General features: G+C 39.4%; 20 protein-coding genes and 1 riboswitch. Of the genes, 18 read left to right on the plus strand and 2 right to left on the minus strand.

What is annotated here, in order from left to right; translation table 11 throughout:
• Nucleotides 1-13: 13 nt before the first annotated feature.
• Nucleotides 14-148, minus strand: a complete 135-nt coding sequence (rpmH, locus tag AC075J_RS15015; protein WP_008708004.1) for a 50S ribosomal protein L34 — start codon at nt 146-148, stop codon at nt 14-16.
• A 622-nt stretch (nt 149-770) separates the two neighbouring features.
• Between rpmH and dnaA the strand changes: the two genes are divergently transcribed.
• From dnaA to AC075J_RS15050, 7 genes are all read left to right on the plus strand, one after another.
• Nucleotides 771-2,126 carry a chromosomal replication initiator protein DnaA gene (dnaA, locus tag AC075J_RS15020; RefSeq protein WP_008708003.1) on the plus strand — a complete coding sequence of 452 codons (1,356 nt, stop codon included), beginning with the start codon at nt 771-773 and terminating at the stop codon, nt 2,124-2,126.
• A gap of 278 nt (nt 2,127-2,404) precedes the next feature.
• Entirely contained in the window at nt 2,405-3,520 is a 1,116-nt protein-coding gene (gene dnaN / locus AC075J_RS15025; RefSeq protein WP_008708002.1) for a DNA polymerase III subunit beta, read from the plus strand.
• A 13-nt stretch (nt 3,521-3,533) separates the two neighbouring features.
• Nucleotides 3,534-3,743: an RNA-binding S4 domain-containing protein gene (locus tag AC075J_RS15030; RefSeq protein ID WP_008708001.1), complete on the plus strand. Its 210-nt coding sequence runs from the start codon at nt 3,534-3,536 to the stop codon at nt 3,741-3,743.
• 4 nt (nt 3,744-3,747) lie between these two features.
• On the plus strand, nt 3,748-4,833 hold the full coding sequence (gene recF, locus AC075J_RS15035; protein ID WP_008708000.1) for a DNA replication/repair protein RecF: 1,086 nt from the start codon (nt 3,748-3,750) through the stop codon (nt 4,831-4,833).
• 73 nt (nt 4,834-4,906) lie between these two features.
• Nucleotides 4,907-7,261 carry a tetratricopeptide repeat protein gene (locus AC075J_RS15040; RefSeq protein WP_330380959.1) on the plus strand — a complete coding sequence of 785 codons (2,355 nt, stop codon included), beginning with the start codon at nt 4,907-4,909 and terminating at the stop codon, nt 7,259-7,261.
• Nucleotides 7,262-7,308: 47 nt separating this feature from the next.
• A complete protein-coding gene (rsmA, locus tag AC075J_RS15045; RefSeq protein WP_008707998.1) occupies nt 7,309-8,181 on the plus strand; it encodes a 16S rRNA (adenine(1518)-N(6)/adenine(1519)-N(6))-dimethyltransferase RsmA in 873 nt (290 codons plus the stop codon).
• A 392-nt stretch (nt 8,182-8,573) separates the two neighbouring features.
• The gene (locus tag AC075J_RS15050) at nt 8,574-9,026 is read left to right on the plus strand and encodes a DUF1002 domain-containing protein (RefSeq protein WP_022381168.1); all 453 of its coding nucleotides are present in this window, start codon (nt 8,574-8,576) and stop codon (nt 9,024-9,026) included.
• A 333-nt stretch (nt 9,027-9,359) separates the two neighbouring features.
• Here the strand turns inward: AC075J_RS15050 and AC075J_RS15055 are convergent, their stop codons facing one another.
• Complete coding sequence (locus tag AC075J_RS15055) at nt 9,360-10,016, minus strand: GTP pyrophosphokinase (RefSeq protein ID WP_020993340.1); 657 nt, start codon at nt 10,014-10,016, stop codon at nt 9,360-9,362.
• A gap of 285 nt (nt 10,017-10,301) precedes the next feature.
• On the opposite strand from AC075J_RS15055, the gene AC075J_RS15060 reads away from it, so the two are divergent.
• The 11 genes from AC075J_RS15060 (at nt 10,302) to holB (ending at nt 22,426) form a co-directional block, all read left to right on the plus strand.
• Nucleotides 10,302-11,210: a S1 RNA-binding domain-containing protein gene (locus AC075J_RS15060; protein WP_022380403.1), complete on the plus strand. Its 909-nt coding sequence runs from the start codon at nt 10,302-10,304 to the stop codon at nt 11,208-11,210.
• A 13-nt stretch (nt 11,211-11,223) separates the two neighbouring features.
• Nucleotides 11,224-12,894 carry a putative manganese-dependent inorganic diphosphatase gene (locus tag AC075J_RS15065; RefSeq protein ID WP_008707993.1) on the plus strand — a complete coding sequence of 557 codons (1,671 nt, stop codon included), beginning with the start codon at nt 11,224-11,226 and terminating at the stop codon, nt 12,892-12,894.
• Nucleotides 12,895-12,928: 34 nt separating this feature from the next.
• Nucleotides 12,929-13,519, plus strand: a complete 591-nt coding sequence (locus tag AC075J_RS15070; RefSeq protein ID WP_008707992.1) for a flavin reductase family protein — start codon at nt 12,929-12,931, stop codon at nt 13,517-13,519.
• Between the two features lie 51 nt (nt 13,520-13,570).
• Entirely contained in the window at nt 13,571-14,083 is a 513-nt protein-coding gene (locus tag AC075J_RS15075; protein ID WP_022380404.1) for a shikimate kinase, read from the plus strand.
• Nucleotides 14,084-14,299: 216 nt separating this feature from the next.
• Complete coding sequence (locus AC075J_RS15080; RefSeq protein WP_008707990.1) at nt 14,300-15,592, plus strand: UDP-N-acetylglucosamine 1-carboxyvinyltransferase; 1,293 nt, start codon at nt 14,300-14,302, stop codon at nt 15,590-15,592.
• Between the two features lie 98 nt (nt 15,593-15,690).
• A riboswitch (SAM riboswitch) is annotated at nt 15,691-15,792 on the plus strand.
• Nucleotides 15,793-15,954: 162 nt separating this feature from the next.
• Nucleotides 15,955-17,136 carry a methionine adenosyltransferase gene (gene metK / locus AC075J_RS15085; protein WP_022380675.1) on the plus strand — a complete coding sequence of 394 codons (1,182 nt, stop codon included), beginning with the start codon at nt 15,955-15,957 and terminating at the stop codon, nt 17,134-17,136.
• A gap of 237 nt (nt 17,137-17,373) precedes the next feature.
• Complete coding sequence (locus AC075J_RS15090; RefSeq protein ID WP_020993339.1) at nt 17,374-18,516, plus strand: sensor histidine kinase; 1,143 nt, start codon at nt 17,374-17,376, stop codon at nt 18,514-18,516.
• A complete protein-coding gene (locus tag AC075J_RS15095; protein WP_020993338.1) occupies nt 18,513-19,202 on the plus strand; it encodes a response regulator transcription factor in 690 nt (229 codons plus the stop codon). The genes AC075J_RS15090 and AC075J_RS15095 overlap by 4 nt, the downstream gene beginning before the upstream one ends.
• Nucleotides 19,203-19,319: 117 nt before the next feature.
• Nucleotides 19,320-20,786, plus strand: a complete 1,467-nt coding sequence (locus AC075J_RS15100; RefSeq protein ID WP_055200610.1) for an aminotransferase class I/II-fold pyridoxal phosphate-dependent enzyme — start codon at nt 19,320-19,322, stop codon at nt 20,784-20,786.
• A gap of 10 nt (nt 20,787-20,796) precedes the next feature.
• Nucleotides 20,797-21,384, plus strand: a complete 588-nt coding sequence (locus tag AC075J_RS15105; protein WP_055200613.1) for a nucleoside/nucleotide kinase family protein — start codon at nt 20,797-20,799, stop codon at nt 21,382-21,384.
• 52 nt (nt 21,385-21,436) lie between these two features.
• Entirely contained in the window at nt 21,437-22,426 is a 990-nt protein-coding gene (holB, locus tag AC075J_RS15110; protein WP_008707979.1) for a DNA polymerase III subunit delta', read from the plus strand.

The following is a 22,426-nucleotide window of genomic DNA, read 5'->3' on the forward strand; positions in this document are numbered from 1 at the left end:
TGCGGTCTTATTCTTAGGCTGATAAATGCTTTCTTCCTTTTAATCTTCTGGCAGCTAATACTTTACGACCACCCTTTGTGCTCATACGAGCTCTGAAACCATGAACTTTTGCTCTAGATCTCTTTTTTGGCTGAAATGTCATTTTCATAGGTAAAGCACCTCCTTTATCTATTATCCATGTTAAATTTTGTAACTTTTTAAGTATGACAGACACCGGATTCTACAGCTCTCCTGCCCGCCAACTTTACTTATTAGAACATCATTTCAATTATATTCATAAAGGGTGGATTCGTCAAGTATTATTTACACAAAGATTTAAATGGTTTTTTATGCCATTGTGGATTACATAATTGGTTTACGTAATATTATCCACATTTTGTGGATAACTTGTGGATAACTTGTGGAATACCTATATATCTTTCCACTTTCTCCTGTCTATTTTACACATATCTTCAAAAAAATGCTTTTATTTCTACTTTTCTTACTGTGCATAAAATTATCCCCATTTTTTATCGTTTTTAAAAGAATAACGTCACATTATGGTAACCTGAATTGGCTTTTCCACTGTTATCCACACTAATCCACATAAAAAGTGGGGATAACTTTTTTCCACATTTCCCTCAAATATACATTGCGAAAACAGGCATTTTATTATAATATATATAAGGATATTTATGTCTTTTTTAAGAATACGGTCAGAGTTTGTGGAAAACTCAATATTATCAATACACACTTAATATAGAAGTAATACGAACCGGGAGAACCAGAAAATGAACAAAGTTGTGGAAAAATGGGACGAAATCCTGCAAATCGTCAAGACAGAACATGATCTGTCCGACGTTTCTTTTAATACCTGGCTAAAACCACTTACTGTTTACGAAGTAGTTGACAATGTTGTCACTATTATCGTGCCTTCAGAGCAGGTAGGTCTCAATTATATAAGTAAAAAATATAAACTTCCACTTCAGGTAACGATCAGTGAAGTTACCGGAATGGAAAACTGTGACATCAATTTCATATTGCCGGAAGATGTTCCGAAAAAAGAGGAAGTTTCTCCAAAAGCGCAGTCTCAGGACGCACGCTGCGAGGAAGCTCATTTGAATCCAAAATACACTTTTGATACCTTTGTAGTCGGAAGCAATAATAAATTTGCCCAGGCAGCAGCTCTTGCAGTTGCCGAATCCCCGGGTGATACCTACAATCCACTCTTTATCTATGGCGGTGCAGGTCTGGGAAAAACTCATCTGATGCATTCTATTGCTCATTTCATTATTGATCATGATGAAAACAGCAAAGTACTTTACGTTACCAGTGAAGAGTTTACCAACGAACTGATCGAAACAATCCGTAATGGAAATAACTCGGCAATGACCAAGTTTCGTGAAAAATACAGAAACATTGATGTTCTTCTTGTCGATGATATTCAGTTTATTATAGGAAAGGAATCTACACAGGAAGAATTTTTCCATACCTTTAACAGCCTGCACAGTGCCAAAAAACAGATTATTATTTCGTCAGATAAACCTCCAAAAGATATGGAAATCCTGGAAGAACGTTTCCGTTCACGATTTGAATGGGGCCTGATCGCAGACATCACACTGCCGGATTACGAAACCCGAATGGCAATTCTTCATAAGAAGGAAGAAATGGATGGATATGATATTAACGAGGAAGTAATCAAATACATTGCAAACAATATTAAATCCAATATCCGCGAACTGGAAGGCGCGATCAACAAGGTGATGGCTTTTGCCAAACTTGAAAAAAAGGAAGTTACACTTGAACTTGCCGAACAGGCGTTAAAAGACATTATTTCCCCTGATGAAAAGAAAGTCATCACGCCGGATTATATTATTTCCATGGTTGCTGAACATTTTGATGTTACAGTGGATGACCTTTGTGGAAATAAGCGTAACTCCAAAATTGTAACCCCCCGCCAGATTGCCATGTATTTATGCAGAGAAATCATCTCAACTCCGCTGAAATCTATCGGAAAATGTCTTGGAAATCGTGATCATACTACCATTATGCACGGTATCGACAAAATTGAAAAAGAAATCAACAACGATGAAAACCTTAAAAACACCATTGAAACTTTAAAGAAAAAAATTAATCCACAGGGATGAGGATAACTGACTGTATAACATGTGTATAAGATGTTGATTGAATGTGTATAAGTGTGTATAACTTTTCGCCACTTTTTGGGCGCTTCGGTTATACACAAGTTATACACATACTTTAAGCACACCTTTACACGAAGTTATCCATATCCGAACTCCTTGAAAAATCAACCTTCAATGGAGTTTTTCACATATTCACATCCCCTACGGCGGAGACGACGAATTCCTTTTATATATTTATCTATAAAAAACCACATCACCCAAGAAAGGAAGTTATACACATTATGAAAATCATTTGCCAGAAAATCAACTTGCTCAAAAGTGTAAACATCTCACTGAAAGCAGTTCCCTCTAAAACAACAATGCCAATTCTGGAATGTATTCTGATTGATGCTACTACAAACCAGATCAAATTTACTACTAATGATATGGAACTCGGTATAGAAACAATTGTTGATGGAATCATTGAAGAAAAAGGAATCATTGCGCTGGATGCAAAAATTTTCTATGAAATCATTCGTCGACTGCCAGACAATACGGTAACTATTAAAACAGATGAGAAACTTACTGCCACCATTACCTGTGAGAAAGCAAAATTCACGATACCTGGTAAATCCGGAGAAGATTTTGCATATCTCCCACTGATTGAGAAAGAAGAAAGTCTTACTATCTCTCAATTCACATTAAAAGAGATGATTAGACAGACTATTTTCTCAATTGCCTCCAATGAAACCAATAAGCTGATGACAGGTGAACTTTTTGAAATCAAAAATAACTACCTGAAAATAGTATCTCTCGATGGACATCGTATTGCAATCAGACGTATGGAACTGAAAAAAGATTATGCTGACCGCAAAGTGGTGGTACCTGGCAAAACACTTAATGAGATCAGTAAGATTTTATCCGGTGAAATTGATGATATTGTAAATATTTATTTCTCAAAAAATCATATTTTATTTGAGTTTGACCAGACTATTGTTGTTTCCAGATTAATCGACGGAGAATATTTCCGTATTGATCAGATGCTTTCCAGCGATTACGAAACCAAAATTAAAATTAATAAAAAAGAATTTCTGGACTGTATCGACAGAGCCACTCTGTTGGTAAGAGAGGGAGAAAAGAAACCGATCATTATTGAAATTACAGATAATTCTATGGAATTACGTATTGATTCTGCAATGGGTTCCATGAATGAAAATATTGATATTGATAAAGAGGGCAAAGATATCCTTATTGGCTTTAATCCAAGATTTCTGATCGATGCACTCAAAGTAATCGATGATGAAACAATCAGTATCTACCTCGTAAATCCAAAAGCACCATGTTTTATCAGGGATGACGAGGAAAATTACACATATTTGATTCTGCCTGTAAATATCAACCAGAATCAGGCAAGATAGGGAGTAAATGAAAATGGAAGAAATTAAAATCAGAGATGAATTTATAAAACTGGGGCAGTTACTGAAACTTGCAGATATGGTTCAGGACGGGGTTGAAGCGAAATATGTGATCACTGACGGACTGGTAAAAGTAAACGGAGAGGTAGATGACCGTCGTGGCCGAAAGGTTTATGAAGGTGACATCGTTTCTTATGATGGAAAAGAAATTAAAGTGATCAGGTGAATAAATGTATATTGAATCTGTTCAGTTAAAAAATTTCAGAAATTATGATTCTCTGGAACTCGATCTGGCACAGGGGACGAATATATTTTACGGCAATAACGCTCAGGGAAAGACCAATATCCTGGAGGCACTTTATCTTTGCGGAACTACAAAATCGCATAAAGGAAGCAGAGATAAGGATATGATTCAGTTTGGAAAGGATGAATCTCATATCAGGATGATGGTAAAAAGAGATGAGCTTTCCTACAGGATTGATATGCATCTTAAAAAGAATAAAGCAAAAGGCGTTGCGATCAATGGTCTTCCTATCCGGAAGGCCAGTGAGCTTTTCGGAGTAGTTAATCTGGTGTTTTTTTCTCCTGAGGATCTGAATATTATAAAAAATGGTCCGGGTGAGAGAAGGAGATTTCTTGATCTGGAACTGTGCCAGTTAGATAAAATATATCTTACAGATCTGGCTTCATATAACCATATTGTAAATCAGAGAAATAAATTGCTGAAGGATCTCAGTGTTCAGCCTTCACTTAAAGATACACTGGATATCTGGGATATACAGATGGCTGAATATGGACGGAAGATTATTGACAAGCGCAGTGAATTTATTAAAGAACTAAATGAAACGGTTCGAAAAATACATGGTAATCTTACAGGGGGATTGGAAGAACTGAACGTTATTTATGAACCGGACTGTACAGCAGAGAAACTGGAAAGTACCATTTGTGCCAACAGAGAAAGAGATATGAGGATGAGACTGACATCCGCAGGCCCACACAGAGATGACCTGTGTGTAATGGCAAATGGGATTGATATCAGGAAATACGGTTCTCAGGGACAGCAGAGGACAGCGGCACTTTCACTTAAATTATCAGAAATATATATAGTAAAGAGAAAAATAAAAGACACACCGGTTCTGCTTTTGGATGATGTTCTGTCCGAGCTGGACAGCAGCAGGCAGAATTATCTTCTGGACAGTATCAGTGATATCCAGACATTGATAACATGTACAGGGCTGGATGATTTTATCAGTCATCAGTTTCAGATAAATAAGGTATTTCAGGTAGTTCAGGGAACAGTATCACAGCCTGTGTAAGAAGAAACAATCTTTTGACAAGGGTACGGGCTTATGATACACTGAGCGTAATTATGGAAAGTTGGTGAATGCATTGGATAAAGAAGAATTTCGGATAAAACTTGAAGAGATTAATAAGCTGGTTCAGGACAAAGATTATAAAGGTGCCATGAACATTGTAGACAGCATAGACTGGAGACGCGTCAAAAATGTCCGCACCTTATGTGTTGTCGGTGAAATATATGCAGCAAACGGAAGATATGAGGACAGTAAGGAGATTTTCCTTCTTGCATATCATAAGGCATCTATTGGAAAAAATATTCTTTACCGTCTGATTGAGATCTCTCTGCGAATGGATGATATCAATGAAGCAGAAGAATTTTTTGAAGAGTATAAGCAGGTGGCTTCGAATGACAGTACACAATATATTCTGCAGTACAAGATTGCAAAGGCAAAAAATTCTTCATTAAATGAGCAGATCAGAATCCTGGAAGAGTATAAAGAACAGGAATTTACAGAGAAATGGTCATATGAACTGGCAGCCCTGTATTACAAAGCTGGAGAAAAACAGAAATGTCTGGATTTATGCAATGAAATCATTCTCTGGTTCAGTGAAGGCAAATATGTTATGAAAGCCTATGATCTTAAAATGAGAATGGGTGAGCTGACAGGTGCCGAGAAAGCAAAATTTGAGAAACAGTTTGTTCCGAAACTTCTTACACCAGAGCAGGCGAAAGAACTGGAGAAGAAAAAAACGGAAACAGAAGTAAAAGCGCAGGAAGAGCCTGAAGCTGAAGAAGTGGAAGAAACGACAGAAAACAATGAGCCGGAAGTTCAGGTCAGCATGGAAGGCATTCAGGAAAAGATTTCAAAGGGGATCAGGGATGTCTTTGGAGGTAAGACTCAGGAAGAGAAAGAAGAGTTTCCGGAAGAATCCATGGATATGGTTAACGAGGCCGGTATCACCAGGGAAGATGAGATTCCGGAAGAAATCATAAAGAGTGATGCGTCGCAGAAAGAACCTGAAAATGTTCCGGAATTGGAGGCAGAACCTGAAAAACCGGGGGCAGAACCCATGGCTGCAATTAAGATGCCTGAATTAAATATTCCGGCATCCATGAAAAATATGGAACTGAGCAAACCGCCGAAAGTTGAGGAAGTTGCTGAGACGAAACTGAATATGGATTCTTTTGATCTGGAAGGGAAAGAGTTGAATCTGGAGGATACGATCCTTGCTGCTGCCAGTGCGCAGGGAATTGAGATTCCGAAGGAAGAAGAGTCAAAAACAGAAGAAGTACAGGAAGAAAGTTCAGAAACTGATGTTGATGATAAAGAAATAAAAGCCCATGATATTTCAGAGGAACTGGAAGAACCGGATTTCCTCAGCGGAGATATACAAGATATAAAGGTTGCTGATCCAAAGCCGGATGAAGAACCGAAAAAGGAAATACCGGTGCAGCCGGAAATAGAAGAAGCTGAAGAAGAAGATGAGGTTACAGAAGAAGATCTCAGAAGAGCTGAAGAGGAATTTCTCCATGGACCGATGGGGAATACAGATCTGAATCCGGAAGATGATACAGAGGGAACGGAAGAAGCCCAACCCCTGACAGAAGAAGAGGAGCTGGAACGTTTTATAGAATCTATCCAGCCGGAAAATGGAGCAGATCCAAGGGATATCGTACCAAGAGAAAAAGAACTTACAGATGATGAGAAGCAGTTATTTACATATTTTGTAAAGGTTCCGGGTATGAAAGAACAGCTTGTGGATACTTTATATGATGTACAGATGGCTGCAGCAGACAAGACTTCTAAAACTGGAAATATTATTGTGATGGGCGGTAAGGAATGCGGAAAGACCAGACTGATCTCAGGCCTGATTCCGGCAATCTGTAAAGAACTGAATCTGGAAGCGTCAAAAGTAGCATATGTTTTTGCAGATCAGATCAACGGAAAAAATATTTATAAGATTTTTTCAAAGCTGGCAGGTGGCTTTCTTGTGATCGAAAATGCAAATCAGCTGACACCGGAAACAGTAGAGATGCTTGACAAAGCCATGGAAGTTAATACAGACGGACTTACAGTAATCGTGGAAGATGAGAAGATTGGTATGCGAAAACTGATTGCCAGATATCCGAAATTCGCAAAGAAGTTTACTTCAATGATCAATATTCCTGTGTTTACCAATGATGAACTTGTCAATTTTGCAAGGGTTTATACAAAAGAGAATGGTTATGCTATTGATCAGATGGGAATGCTTGCGCTGTATAATCTGATTGGAATTAACCAGAAAGAGGATTCTCCTATGAATGTTGGCGCAGTAAAAGAACTGATAGATGCTGCGATTGCAAAATCACAGGGAGGAATCCGTAAATTTAAACGAAATGTATCTAAGAAACGTATAGACAGAGATGGATATATTGTTCTGTACGAGAAAGATTTTACTAAATAATGCGTATTTGTACAGTTACAGGTAATAAAGAAAAAGGAGTAAAGATTATGCCCAGACCGTATCTAGGAGATCCAAAGTATACCATAGAAGTGCTTCAGAAGTATAATTTTGCATTCCAGAAAAGGTTTGGTCAGAACTTTCTGATCGATACTCATGTTCTGGATAAGATTATAGATTCTGCACAGATCACAAAGGATGATTTTGTATTGGAGATTGGACCGGGAATCGGAACCATGACACAGTATCTGGCTGAAGCAGCAAGGGAAGTGGCAGCAGTTGAGATTGATAAAACACTGCTTCCTATTCTGGACGACACTCTGAAAGATTGGGATAATGTGACAGTCATCAACAACGACATCCTCAAAGTAGACATCCGCCAGCTTGCACTGGAAAAAAATCAGGGGCGTCCGATCAAGGTTGTTGCCAATCTGCCATATTACATTACTACCCCGATCATCATGGGATTGTTTGAGAATCAGGTTCCTGTTGATTCTATTACTATTATGGTACAGAAAGAAGTTGCGGACAGAATGCAGGTAGGACCCGGAACAAAAGATTACGGGGCGCTTTCACTGGCTGTGCAATATTATGCGAAACCAAAGATCGTGGCAAATGTACCGCCCAACTGTTTTATGCCAAGACCTAAAGTGGGAAGTGCGGTGATCAGACTGGAACGATATGAAAAACCGCCGGTTGAGGTAAAGAATGAGAAGCTGATGTTTCGTATTATCAGAGCATCTTTTAACCAGAGAAGGAAGACACTGGTGAATGGTCTGAAGAATTCACAGGAGATACCATTTTCTAAAGAACAGATTGAGCAGGCGTTGGGGATGTGTGGACTTTCCCTGAGTGTCAGAGGAGAAGCACTGACACTGGCACAGTTTGCACAGCTGGCAAATGCATTTACAGAAATTTCATAAAAAGATAAATATAAAAAGCATCCGGTGGCTAAGCGGATGCTTTTTATATTACGTTCAAATTTATTTTTTAAAAGGAAGGAGAGTTAATTGCCTCTTCCGGCAATCAACATATGAAAAAGAAATTTTATAAAAATAACGTTGGCTTTATTATTTTTATAGCTTTAGTATATCCTGCAATTATGAGAAAATCGTGTTTAAGATGTGAAAAAAATTTGAACAAATGTCGAAGGAATTATGAAGACAGAAATTGGGATATTTATTTTACAGAAGGCATAAGATTTCTGATATAATGAGCCGGTAAATGAAAATGCCTGTTCATTGTCTGTAATCTGCTGACAGTGAAAAGACAGAGACTTATTATTGACTGGCAAAAGTATGGAGGTAATTAAATCATGAGAATAAAAAAAGCAGGAATACTTATTATTGCGGCAGCAATTACATGTACGACACCGGCAGTACCGGTGATGGCAGCAGATACTTCGGAATCTGTACAGGAGATTATTTCTGATAATGAGATTGATTCTCTTGTATCAGATCCGGACAAAGTAGTTGATATCATTATGTATGTGAAAAATGAGGCAGCAAAACAGGATATTTCAGATGATCAGATCAGATCGCTGATCCAGACTGCGGAGAGTACTGCAGGAGTTAGCCTTTCGGAGGAAGAAGAGAACAGAATCATAAAGATCGTTAAACAGATTAAGGATTCTGATATTGATGAGGAACAGCTCAGGAGTGCTGTGACGAAGGCATATAATAAACTGGAAGAAATGGGGATTGGTAAAGAAGAGGTAAAAGGAATCCTGCATAAACTGGCTGATTTTGCAAAGAGTCTTTTTGAGTAAAATCTGCTCATTCTCAAATCGTAACTGTGAAAAGACGAAATAGTTATGGAAGATTATGGGAGATATACAAGATAGACAAGCATAAAATAAAACAAGAACTATAAATATGTGGTAATTCTATAAAAAAATATTAAAAAATATAAAATAATTGTGCAAATAAACGAAAAGTTAACTGCGAGTTCATAATTTGTTCATAAATGATTGCTACTATATAGATAGTTCGAAAGAACCTACGAAAGACGTTGTAATGTGTTATCATTACACATAAATTTTTTTCATAATAATAGCCCCGGTAAACCACTGCCGGGGCACTCCTCGTTTTACGGGGATTTTTTATTTTTTATCTGATAATTTTCCATATTTCTGGATTTCATTATTGAGTTCTTCCATGCGGGTATCCAGTTCTGCTACATATCGCGCACATTCTCTTAATTCTTTTGTGATATAGTCAGGTCCGTCTCCCTCAAATTTGTAATGCATCTTATGCTCCAGAGTCGCCCAGAAATCCTGTGCAACTGTGCGGATCTGAATCTCTACTTTGGTATCAATGATACTGTCGGAGAGAAAGACCGGTGTGGTAACCAGCATATGATAACTGCGGTAACCGCTCTTTTTAGGATTTTTCATATAATCACGTCTTGCAAGGATCGTCAGGTCATTTTGTTTGGAAATCATATCTGCGATCAGATAGATATCAGATGTAAAGGAACAGCTGATACGGATTCCTGCGATGTCATTTACATAGCGTACCATGTTCTCGATACTGGATTCATATCCATGTCGTTTCAGTTTTTTTACAATGCTTTCCGGAGTTTTGATTCTGGATTTTACATGTTCGATTGGATTGTATTTATGTCTGTGCTGAAATTCACCGTTTAGAATATCAATCTTTGTTTCTACCTGTTTAAGGGCAGACTGATAGACAAAAATAACTGTCTCCCAGTCATTCAGTTCTTTAAAATCCCTCAAGGGGACAGAATCATAATTCATGTATAATAATATCCTTTCCTGATACAGGCAGTTCCCCGTTGATTTTTGTAATCTCACAGGGGACTTGTTTATAGATTTGCTATAGTTGGTTGATGATATTATTGTAACATATAAATATCCGTTTGTGTGAACTATCTGTATGAAAATTCAGATTTCCATTATTAAAGTGATTGTGTTATAATGTTTGAAAATAGCTGACATAATATACTCTATTTGTAACTGTTCAGTATCCTGTAACAGATGGAGAAGAGTTACATTTATTCCAGGTAAAGGAGAAAACAGATAATGGCTGAATCAATGAAAGATTACGAAACAGAACTGGAAGCCTCTTTTAAGAAAATTGAAGAAGGGGATATTCTTACAGGAACTGTCATCAGTGTAGATGAAAAAGAAGTTGTGGTAGATTTGAAGTATTATGCGGAAGGCATTATTCCGGCAGAGGATTACAGCAGAGAACCGGGATTTTCTTTAAAGGAACAGGTGAATGTGGGAGATGAAGTTTCTGCGACTGTTGTGAGTAAAGACGATGGAAATGGAAATATTCTGTTGTCCAGAACAGAAGCAGCAGATGTGCTTGCATGGGATAAGCTGAAAGAATTAAAGGATTCAAAAGAAGTAATTGATGTGGTGGTAAAAGGCATTGTAAATGGCGGCGTGATCGCCTATGTAGAAGGTGTACGTGGATTTATTCCCGCCTCAAAGCTTGCCCTGAATTATGTGGAGGATACAAACGAATATCTGAACAAACCAATCCAGGTTCAGGTTTTCGATATTGATAAAGAAAAAGGAAGATTAATTCTCTCTGCAAAGGAAATATTAAGAGAAAAAGCAGAAGAGGAGAGAAAAACAAAAATCTCCAATGTGCAGGTCGGACTTGTAACAGAAGGTGTTGTTGAGAGCTTACAGCCATATGGTGCATTCGTAGATCTGGGAAATGGTCTGTCAGGTCTGGTTCATATTTCACAGATCTGTGAGAAGAGAATTAAGAAACCATCAGAAGTTCTGACAGTTGGAGATAAAGTAAAGGTAAAAGTAACTGCTGTCAAAGATGGAAAATTAAGTCTGAGCATCAAAGAGGCAACAGATATGATGGCTAAGGAAATTGAGGAGGAAGTGATCGAGCTTCCAGATTCAAAGGAAGAGGCTTCCACATCTCTTGGCGCACTTTTTGCAAACATTAAATTAGATAATTGAGGTTAGAATCTGTATGAGAAATCAGGAAAAAATATTTGTAATAGGTCACAAGAATCCGGATACGGATTCCATCTGTTCAGCAATTGCCTATGCGGACATCAAAAACAGGACTTCTCAGAAGGTGAAATACATTCCAAAGCGTGCAGGACAGATCAATGAAGAGACAGAATATGTGTTAAATCGTTTCGGCATGCAGCCGCCGGGATATCTGTCTAACATTGGAACACAGATAAAAGATATGGATATCCGTATGAGTCCGGAAGCTGATAAGAGTATGTCCCTGAAAAATGCATGGGATCTGATGATGGAGAAAAGTATCGTATCTCTTCCAATCAGAGACAGAGAAGGACAGCTGGAAGGTCTGATCACAATCGGTGATATTGCTAAGACTTATATGGATACAACGGACAGTTATCTGCTGTCAAGAGCGAAGACACAGTACAGAAGAATTGCCGAGACAATTGCAGGTACCGTAGTAGAGGGAAATGAGCATGGATATTTTACAAAAGGAAAAGTTCTGGTGGGAACTGCAAATCCGGAAATGCTCAAAGCCTATATTGAACCGGATGACCTGATAATCATGGGAGACAGAGAAGAGGATCATCTTCAGGCGATTGCGCAGAATGTTAGCTGTATTATCGTTGGTATGGGAATTGAAGTCAGCGAAAAGGTGATAAAGCTTGCTCATGAGAGAGAAATTGTAATTATTATGTCTCCGTATGATACATTTACGATCGCAAGACTGATCAACCAGAGTATTCCTGTACGGTATATTATGAAAACAGATAATCTGGTTACTTTTAATACAGAGGATTTTACGGATGATATTCAGAATGAGATGATCAAACACCGTCATCGTGCGTTCCCTGTAATTAACAAAAAGGGAAAATGTATCGGAACAATTTCCCGAAGAAATTTCCTGGATATGCACAGGAAAAAAGTAGCACTTGTGGACCATAATGAGAAAGATCAGGCAGTTGACAATATCGATAAAGCTGAAATCGTGGAGATTATTGACCATCATAAACTGGGTTCTCTGGAAACTATGGTACCGATTTCTTTCAGAAATCAGCCGGTCGGATGTACAGCAACGATTCTGTATGAAATGTATGGGGAGCAGAAACTTGAGATTTCACCGAGTATTGCGGGGCTTCTCTGTGCTGCGATTATTTCAGATACACTGATGTTCCGTTCACCTACCTGCACATTATCTGACAAGATGGCTGCAGGTGCGCTGGCACTTATTGCAGGAATCAATATTGAGCAGTTTGCAAAAGAGATGTTTAAAGCAGGAAGTAACCTGAAAGACAAATCACCGGAAGAAATTTTCTATCAGGATTATAAGAAATTTATTGCTGAGGATGAGATCAACTTTGGTGTTGGACAGATCAGTTCCATGGACAGCGATGAGCTGGCAGAAATCAAAGAGCGTCTGGTTCCGTTTATGGTCAGCGAGTGTGGCCGTCATGGTGTTACCCGCGTATTCTTTATGCTTACCAATATTATTGAGGAATCTACAGAGCTTCTCTATTATGGTGAGGGAAGTGAGGAAATGGCACGTATTGCTTTCCATATGGAGCCAAAGGATGGTGTATTTGATCTGAAAGGCGTTGTTTCACGTAAGAAACAGCTGATTCCGGCACTTATGGAAGCTGCACAGGCCGGACAGAACGATTACAACTGATGGCAGCAGACAGAATAGCTGAGGATAATAAGAAATGGAAAAAGAAACCTGGAAAGCAGGAAATATGCTTTATCCACTTCCGGCAGTTATGGTAAGTGTTTCTGACGGAGAGGGGAATGACAATATTATTACAGTTGCATGGGCAGGAACTGTCTGCACGAATCCGCCGATGGTGTCTATTTCTGTGCGACCATCCCGTTTTTCCTATGATATGCTCAGAAAGACGGGAGAATTTGTAATAAATCTGACAACAGAGAAACTGGCATATGCAACGGATTACTGTGGAGTCCGTTCCGGCAGGGATGTTGATAAATTTAAAGAAATGAAGCTTACCAAAGAGAAGGCGGATTTTGTGAAAGTTCCCATGATCGCAGAATCTCCGGTGAGTATTGAATGCAAAGTAAGGCAGGTTCTGGAATTGGGTTCCCACCATATGTTTCTGGCGGATGTGCTTGCAGTTCATGCTGATCCGCAGTATATGGACGAGAAGAAGAAATTTCATCTGAATGATGCGAAACCTCTGGTGTATTCTCATGGTGAATATCTGGGAATTGGTAAAAAACTGGGAACATTTGGATACAGCGTTAAAAAAAAGAAGAAAAAATCCGGAAAAAAGAAACAGTAATCCGTAATTTGCAGACGCAGACAATGTATGATAAAATGAAAGGACATAAACATGAATAATGTGACATTAATAGGAATGCCCGGTTCAGGGAAAAGTACAATAGGAGTTATTCTTGCAAAAGCATTGAGATATGAATTTCTGGATTCGGATCTTCTGATACAGAAACAGGAGAAAAGAAAGCTTTCAGAGATCATAGAGCAGGACGGACCGGAAAAATTTAAGGAAATTGAAAATCAGGTTAATGCAGACATTCATGTGACAGATACGGTCATTGCACCCGGCGGAAGTGTTATTTACTGTGATGAGGCAATGGAACATCTGAAGTCCATAGGTAAGGTTATATATCTTAAATTATCACTGGAATCTTTATCCAAAAGACTGGGAAATCTGAAAGGCCGCGGAGTTCTGTTAAAGGACGGTCAGAGCCTGAAAGATCTGTATGAGGAACGTGTACCTCTGTACGAGAAATATGCAGATATTACCATTGATGAAGAGGGGAAAGATTTGGATGAAAGTCTTCGGGCAATTCTGGAGATAATACATATCAAAGAGCAGGGAAAGTGATTATTACAGCTCGGGAAAAGGACAGTGGTAAATAATTTTTGTTTACAAATGATAAATATATGATATAATATACAACTGACTTTAAAATAGGATGATCGTTTAGTATAAACATATATGCATTTGAAACAGAAGTTACATGTTCGCAGAAAACGAAAAACAGAGTGAACAGTGACCATTAATTCTGCTCATGGAGTGAAAATAAATAAGAGGTGTGATATGGAACAGTATGTTATAAAAGGAGGCAACCCTTTAGTCGGTGAAGTTGAGATTGCCGGTGCCAAGAATGCGGCACTTGCTATTCTTGCAGCAGCCATAATGACTGATGAGACGATTCTGATAGAGAATTTGCCGGATGTAAGGGATATCAATGTATTGCTTGAAGCGATCGCTGGTATTGGAGCACAGGTAGACCGTATTGATAAATCTACTGTGAAGATTAACGGATCTACAATTGGAGATGTAAGTGTTGATTATGAATATATCAAGAAGATCAGAGCTTCCTACTATCTGCTGGGAGCACTTCTTGGTAAGTATAAACATGCAGAGGTACCGCTTCCAGGTGGATGCAACATCGGAAGCCGTCCGATCGACCAGCATCTGAAGGGATTCAGAGCGCTTGGTGCAGATGTAGATATCATGCATGGAGCAATTGTTGCGAAAGCAGATGAACTTCATGGAAGCCATATTTTCCTTGACGTTGTCTCTGTAGGTGCAACGATCAATATTATGATGGCAGCCTCATTGGCTCCGGGACGTACTATTTTGGAAAATGCCGCAAGAGAACCGCATGTAGTTGACGTTGCCAACTTCCTGAACAGTATGGGGGCAAATATTAAAGGTGCAGGTACAGATGTGATCCGTATTAAAGGTGTGGAGAAGCTCCACCGTACAGAGTATTCTATTATTCCGGATCAGATCGAGGCAGGTACATTTATGTTTGCTGCGGCAGCAACAGGCGGAGATGTAACAGTTAAGAATGTAATTCCGAAGCATCTGGAAGCAACTACGGCTAAACTTGAAGAAATTGGATGTGAGGTTGAGGAATTTGATGATGCAGTTCGTGTACGTGCACCAAAGAGACTTCACCGTACTCATGTAAAGACTCTTCCATATCCCGGATATCCTACAGATATGCAGCCACAGATTGCTGTAACTCTGGCACTTGCAGAGGGAACCAGTATTGTAACAGAGAGTATTTTTGAGAACAGATTCAAGTATGCGGACGAACTTTCACGTATGGGAGCAAACATCAAAGTTGAGGGAAATTCAGCAATTATTGATGGTGTGAAGAAGCTTACAGGTGCGAGAGTAAGTGCACCGGATCTGCGTGCAGGTGCAGCCCTGGTGATCGCAGGTCTTGCAGCAGATGGAATCACAGTTGTTGATGATATCGTATATATCCAGAGAGGATACGAGAATTTTGAAGATAAGCTGAGATCTCTCGGTGCTGAGATTGAGAGAGTATCCAATGAGAAAGAAATCCAGAAATTCCGTCTCAGGGTGGGATGATAAAAAATACCAAAAAATTACTTGACATTTGTAAGGGTTAAGTATATTGTATGATATGCAGCAATCTTAATTAATGCAAGTTAATAATTAGTAATAGCCTTTTATTCAGAGTGGTGGAGATACAAAGGATCTGCGAAGCCACGGCAACCCCTGTTTGTGTAGGAAGGTGCCAACCTGAGCGAGTGATCGAACAATAAGAGGATTGTTGAGATAATCAGACAGTCCGATTACTTCGGGCTGTTTCTTTTTGTTAACGGAAAAGTATCAGCGGAGAGAAATAATCTGTTGATACAGTACATAAATGGCTGTGGGTTATTCTGCGGTCGGGAAACAATTGTAAATGAATAAAAAAGGAGAACACAATGGAGAAAATTTTATTTACTTCTGAATCTGTAACTGAAGGCCATCCGGATAAAATGTGTGATGCTATTTCCGATGCTATTCTTGACGCTCTTATGGAAAAAGATCCTATGAGTCGTGTTGCATGTGAAACTGCTACAACTACAGGTCTTGTACTTGTTATGGGTGAGATTACAACAAATGCATATGTTGATATCCAGAAAATCGTAAGAGATACTATCCGCGAAATCGGATATACACGTGGAAAATATGGATTTGATGCTGATACATGTGCAGTTATCACAGCAATCGATGAACAGTCTGCTGATATCGCTCTTGGCGTAGATAAAGCTCTTGAAGCAAAAATGGGTGAAGATGAAATTGATGCTATCGGAGCAGGTGACCAGGGTATCCAGTTTGGTTATGCTTCCAATGAGACAGAAGAGTATATGCCATATGCCATCAACATGGCACACAAACTTGCACGTCAGTTAACGAAGATCCGTAAAGACGGTACATTAAAATATTTAAGACCGGACGGAAAAACACAGGTTACTGTAGAATATGATGAAGCCGGAAAACCAATCCGTATCGATGCAGTAGTATGCTCTACACAGCATGATCCGGATGTAACTCAGGAGCAGATCCATGAGGACATTAAGAAATACGTTTTCGATGAGATCATTCCGGCAGATATGGTAGATGAGAACACAAAATATTTCATCAACCCAACAGGACGTTTCGTGATCGGCGGACCTCATGGTGACAGCGGACTTACCGGACGTAAGATCATCGTTGATACTTACGGTGGAACCGGACGTCATGGCGGCGGTGCTTTCTCCGGTAAAGACTGTACAAAGGTAGACCGTTCCGCAGCGTATGCTGCACGTTATGTTGCAAAAAATATTGTTGCAGCAGGTCTTGCAGATAAATGTGAGATTCAGCTTTCCTATGCGATCGGTGTTGCTCATCCGACATCTATCCACGTAGAAACATTCGGAACCGGTAAACTTTCTGATACAAAGCTGGTTGAGATCGTTCGTGAGAACTTTGACCTTCGCCCGGCGGGAATTATCAAGATGCTTGATCTGAGAAGACCGATTTACAGACAGACAGCTGCTTATGGACATTTCGGACGTACGGATGTAGACCTTCCATGGGAGCATCTGGACAAAGTTGATGACCTTAAGAAATACCTTGCTTAAATAAGAAAATCGTAACTGTTCAGTACTTGCACAGACAGTGGAATGCTGAATAATTACAGAATATCACAAAAATTGCAGTGCAATGGGATAAAACAGGAATTATCTGAAAGAACAGGACAGATGATTCCTGTTCTTTTTATAGAAAATTTAGATATGTAAAACAGACTTTATGATATAATGCTTGCAGAGGGCAAAATTATAGAAACCTTATAAATCAACAGATAAAGGATGATCGGGATGAAGTTAAAAACAAGGATTATAGTTGGATTCGGTATGAGTATTCTGGTTCCTCTGCTTTTATTTTCGGCAACTTTGTACGGATTAGGTCACACAAAGTTTGCACAGCAGACAAAGGATTCTTCGGAAGTGGTGTATGATATTTCAGTAGGGGAATCCACCCACAGCCAGACACAGGTAAGGATTATTGCAAAAGATCTGCTGTTTACTGCGACGGTAATATTAGTATTCACAGCTTTATCTATTGGATTATGGATTTACAGAAGTATTGCCACACCGCTGGTTAAATTAAAGAAAGCCACTCAGAATATCAAAGAGGGAAATCTTGATTTTGTTCTGGAAGTAGATGGTGACGATGAGTTTTCGGAACTTTGCCGGGATTTTGAGGAGATGAGAAAGCGGCTGAAGGAATCAGCAGAAGAGAAAGTTCTTATGGATAAAGAAAATAAAGAACTTATCAGCAATATTTCTCATGATCTTAAGACGCCGATCACAGCGGTAAAGGGATATGTAGAGGGGATTATGGACGGCGTAGCGGATACGCCGGAGAAAATAGACCGTTATGTGAAGACTATTTATAATAAGACGAATGAGATGGATCATCTGATCAATGAGCTGACTTTTTATTCAAAGATTGATACCAACAGAATTCCATATACTTTCAGTAAACTGAATGTAGAAGATTATTTCAGTGATTGCGCAGAAGAAGTAGGACTGGAACTGGAAACGAGAGGAATTGAACTGGTATATGCCAATTATGTTGAGGATAATGTGCAGGTGATCGCAGATGGAGAACAGATTCGGCGTGTTATTCATAACATTATCAGCAATGCTATCAAATATATGGATAAACCCAAAGGTATCATCCAGATTCGCATAAAGGATGTGGGAGATTTTATTCAGGTTGAAATTGAAGATAATGGAAAGGGAATTGCAGCAAAGGATCTGCCGTCTATTTTTGATCGTTTTTACAGAACAGACGTGTCGAGAAATTCATCCAAGGGAGGAAGCGGAATCGGTCTTTCCATTGTAAAAAAGATCCTGGAGGATCATGGAGGAAAGGTCTGGGCAACCAGCAGGCTTGGAATCGGCACAATCATGTATTTTGTACTTAGAAAGTATCAGGAGGTACCAATGAAATGAGCAGAATTTTAATTATAGAAGATGAAGAGGCAATTGCAGATCTGGAGAAGGATTATCTGGAGCTTTCCGGATTTGAAGTTGAAATCTGCAACAGAGGAGACACCGGATTGACGCGTGCGCTGAATGAGGAGTTTGACCTGATTATTCTGGATCTGATGCTTCCGGAAGTGGATGGCTTTGATATCTGCAGGCAGGTAAGACAGGAAAAAAATACTCCTATCATCATGGTATCTGCAAAGAAAGATGACATAGATAAAATCAGAGGTCTGGGACTGGGGGCAGATGATTACATGACAAAACCATTCAGTCCAAGTGAACTGGTAGCCAGAGTCAAGGCACATATGGACAGATATAATCGTCTGATCGGTTCCAATGTACGCAAAAATGATATTGTGGAGATCCGCGGGATCAAGATTGATAAGACTGCACGCCGCGTATGGGTAAACGGAGAGGAGAAAACATTTACTTCCAAGGAATATGATCTGCTTACTTTCCTTGCAGAGAATCCGAACAGAGTGTTTACCAAGGAAGAGTTGTTCCGGGAAATCTGGGATATGGAATCTGTGGGAGATATTGCAACAGTCACTGTCCATATCAAGAAGATCCGGGAGAAAATTGAATTTAATACTGCAAAACCTCAGTATATTGAAACAATCTGGGGCGTAGGATACAGATTTAAAGTTTAACTGAATCAGGGAAGTTCCATATTTCAGGCACGAAAAGGCAATAATCAGTGGGAAATTTGGAACGCAAGATTGTTCGAGAAATCAACTTGTTGGCACAATAGTATAAAAAGGAAAAAAATGGAAAGATTATATAAAAAATTAGAAAGCTATGGGCAGTCTGACTATTATCCGTTTCACATGCCGGGGCATAAGAGAAACAGGGCATCTTCAGCAGATGACTTTCTTTTTGAGAGAGATATTACAGAGATTTCAGGATTTGACAATCTTCATCATGCGGAAGGGATTTTGAAAGAAGCACAGGAATATGCAGCTCAGATTTATGGGACAAAGAAATGTTTCTTCAGTGTAAATGGAAGTACGGCGGCTCTTCTGGCAGCAGTCAGTGCAAGTGTAAATAAAGGTGGGAAGATACTTGTCGCGAGGAACTGTCACAAGGCTGTTTACCATGCATTGTATTTACGTGAGCTTCAGCCGGTCTATATTTATCCACATGAAGATCAGAGACTGGGGATAAACGGAGGAATTTCTCCTGAACGTGTGGAAAGATATCTGGAAGAAAATACGGATGTGCAGGCTTTTCTGCTTACTTCGCCTACATATGACGGCGTTGTGTCTGATATAAAGACAATTGCAGAAGTTGTACACAGACATAAGATTCCTCTTATTGTGGATGAAGCACATGGTGCACATCTTCATTATTCTAAATATTTTCCGGTGTCTGCTGCTGATCTGGGAGCTGACATTGTAATACAGAGTTTCCATAAAACGCTGCCATCTATGACTCAGACGGCGGTGCTTCATATATGCAGTGATATGGCAGATGTGGAAAAGATAAAGAGATTTATGGGGATTTACCAGACCAGCAGTCCGTCGTATATTCTGATGGCGAGTATGGATGCATGTATGGATAAACTGAGAAAAGACGGGCAGCAAATGTTTCGTGAATTTACCTTCAATCTGGAGAAGGCCAGACAGCGTCTTTCAAAGTGTGAAAAAATAAAACTGATCGAAGGTTCTATGATCGAAGGCAGTGGAATCTATGATTTTGACAGATCCAAGCTGTTGTTCTCCACAGTCGGAACTTCTGTTAACGGACGCCTTCTCCATCAGATACTTCGTGACAGATATCATATTGAAATGGAAATGGCGGCTGAGAAATATGTTCTTGGAATTGCAGCAGTGGGAGATACAGAAGAGGGATTTGAGAGACTGTGTACTGCAATTGAAGAGATTGATGCAGAGATACAGCAAACAGATGAGTCGGAGGAATCGCAGTATCATACTTCTCATGCGAGAATGACACAGCTTATGACAATTTCTCAGGCAGTGGATGCGCAGCAAAGGCGATATTCTCTGAAAGAAAGTGTTGGCAAAGTCAGTGCAGAGTTTGCTTATCTGTATCCGCCCGGAATTCCGATTATTGTGCCGGGAGAGCAGATAACTGGACAATTTGTAAGAAATGTGAGAAGATACATGGAACAGGGGCTGGAAGTACAGGGACTCAGTGATACATCTGCTGAAACAATCTGCGTAGCTGCCCGAAATGAAATTGGACAGGAAGAATACAGTCCGGCAAAGGAATAACATAACAGATATGGGAAAGATTTTTTACATCATGGGAAAGAGTGCATCCGGAAAAGACAGAATCTATTCACTTCTGGCCGCACATAAAGAATTGAATCTGAAAACACTTATTCTGTATACAACCCGCCCGATCAGGGTAGGAGAGCAGGATGGAAAAAATTATTATTTTGTAGATGACGGAAAACTGGAAGAATTCAGAAAAAACGGAAATCTTATCGAGGAGAGAGCATATCATACGGTTTATGGGATATGGACTTATTTCACTGCAGATGATGGTCAGGTGAACCTTGCAGATTCCGATTATCTGGGAATCGGTACTCTGGAGTCATTTAAAAAGATGCGTAAATACTATGGGGAAGATGCAGTCTGTCCTGTTTATGTCCAGGTAGAAGATGGAGAAAGACTGAGTCGTGCTCTTAATAGAGAGAGAGAACAGGAAAATCCAAGATATGAGGAAATGTGTAGAAGATTTATTGCAGATCAGTCGGATTTTTCAGAGGAAAATATTCTGAACGCAGGGATAGAGAAACGTTTTCAGAATATAAATCTTGATGACTGTGTGAAAGAAATCGCAAATTATATAAAGTCTGTGCAATAGTTCTTCTTTTATGGTATAATATCTTACAAAACGGACTGGTGAGGTGATTCTTATGATGGGATTTAACAATATTATCGGACACGAAGAGATTATCGGACATTTAAAAAATGCAATAGAATCAGGAAAAATATCGCATTCTTATATTTTTACCGGCGAACCAGGTTCTGGTAAGAAGCTCCTCGCAGGGACTTTTGCGTCAACACTTCAGTGTGAGGCCGGAGGTACAGAACCCTGCCAGAAATGCGACTCCTGCAAAAAGGCGATGGGTAAGAATCATCCGGACATTATTATGGTCAGTCATGAGAAACCTGGAACGATCACAATTGACGAGATCAGAGATCAGGTGATCAATGATATAGATATCAGACCATATTACAGTCCTTACAAGATTTATATTATTGCAGATGCAGATCTTATGACACCACAGGCACAGAATGCTCTTCTTAAAACAATTGAAGAGCCGCCGGAATATGCAGTGATTCTTTTGCTGACTAATAATATCGGGGGACTGCTGCCGACTATTCAGTCAAGATGTGTTCGTCTTGATCTGAAGGTAGTGGATGACGGTCTTGTAAAGAAATATCTGATGGAGCATCTTCATGTTCCGGATTACCAGGCGGAGATTGACGCATCCTTTGCACAGGGCAGTATTGGAAGGGCAAAAGAAGCAGCTACTTCTCAGGAGTTTGCAGAGATGACTCAGAATGCACTGAGGATTCTTAAATATGCAAACACCATGGAAGTTTATGAACTGTCAGATGCGATTAAGAGTCTTTCTGAGGACAAACAGAATATCAACGATTATCTGGATATTTTCCAGTTCTGGTTCAGAGATGTCCTGATGTTTAAGGCAACACAGGAGATTGACAATCTGGTATTTAAACAGGAAATTAATTTTATCAGAGAACAGGCAAAGCAGCGTTCCTACGAGAATCTGGAGAACATTCTGGATTCTATTCAGAAGACAAAGGTACGTCTGAAAGCAAATGTTAATTTTGATCTGGCATTTGAATTGCTGTTCCTGACGATCAGGGAGAAATAG

It is taken from the genome of Blautia sp. ZXY-1-C6 (assembly GCF_056339875.1).

Excerpts from the sequence above, each read along its gene's own strand:
- rpmH (WP_008708004.1), bottom strand. The coding sequence starts at position 148 with ATGAAAATGACATTTCAGCCAAAAAAGAGATCTAGAGCAAAAGTTCAT.
- holB (WP_008707979.1), top strand. The coding sequence starts at position 21,437 with ATGATGGGATTTAACAATATTATCGGACACGAAGAGATTATCGGACAT.
- AC075J_RS15055 (WP_020993340.1), bottom strand. The coding sequence starts at position 10,016 with ATGAATTATGATTCTGTCCCCTTGAGGGATTTTAAAGAACTGAATGAC.
- recF (WP_008708000.1), top strand. The coding sequence starts at position 3,748 with ATGTATATTGAATCTGTTCAGTTAAAAAATTTCAGAAATTATGATTCT.
- AC075J_RS15030 (WP_008708001.1), top strand. The coding sequence starts at position 3,534 with ATGGAAGAAATTAAAATCAGAGATGAATTTATAAAACTGGGGCAGTTA.
- dnaA (WP_008708003.1), top strand. The coding sequence starts at position 771 with ATGAACAAAGTTGTGGAAAAATGGGACGAAATCCTGCAAATCGTCAAG.
- AC075J_RS15100 (WP_055200610.1), top strand. The coding sequence starts at position 19,320 with ATGGAAAGATTATATAAAAAATTAGAAAGCTATGGGCAGTCTGACTAT.
- AC075J_RS15065 (WP_008707993.1), top strand. The coding sequence starts at position 11,224 with ATGAGAAATCAGGAAAAAATATTTGTAATAGGTCACAAGAATCCGGAT.
- AC075J_RS15075 (WP_022380404.1), top strand. The coding sequence starts at position 13,571 with ATGAATAATGTGACATTAATAGGAATGCCCGGTTCAGGGAAAAGTACA.
- AC075J_RS15050 (WP_022381168.1), top strand. The coding sequence starts at position 8,574 with ATGAGAATAAAAAAAGCAGGAATACTTATTATTGCGGCAGCAATTACA.
- metK (WP_022380675.1), top strand. The coding sequence starts at position 15,955 with ATGGAGAAAATTTTATTTACTTCTGAATCTGTAACTGAAGGCCATCCG.
- AC075J_RS15090 (WP_020993339.1), top strand. The coding sequence starts at position 17,374 with ATGAAGTTAAAAACAAGGATTATAGTTGGATTCGGTATGAGTATTCTG.
- dnaN (WP_008708002.1), top strand. The coding sequence starts at position 2,405 with ATGAAAATCATTTGCCAGAAAATCAACTTGCTCAAAAGTGTAAACATC.
- AC075J_RS15105 (WP_055200613.1), top strand. The coding sequence starts at position 20,797 with ATGGGAAAGATTTTTTACATCATGGGAAAGAGTGCATCCGGAAAAGAC.
- rsmA (WP_008707998.1), top strand. The coding sequence starts at position 7,309 with ATGCCCAGACCGTATCTAGGAGATCCAAAGTATACCATAGAAGTGCTT.
- AC075J_RS15095 (WP_020993338.1), top strand. The coding sequence starts at position 18,513 with ATGAGCAGAATTTTAATTATAGAAGATGAAGAGGCAATTGCAGATCTG.
- AC075J_RS15060 (WP_022380403.1), top strand. The coding sequence starts at position 10,302 with ATGGCTGAATCAATGAAAGATTACGAAACAGAACTGGAAGCCTCTTTT.
- AC075J_RS15070 (WP_008707992.1), top strand. The coding sequence starts at position 12,929 with ATGGAAAAAGAAACCTGGAAAGCAGGAAATATGCTTTATCCACTTCCG.
- AC075J_RS15080 (WP_008707990.1), top strand. The coding sequence starts at position 14,300 with ATGGAACAGTATGTTATAAAAGGAGGCAACCCTTTAGTCGGTGAAGTT.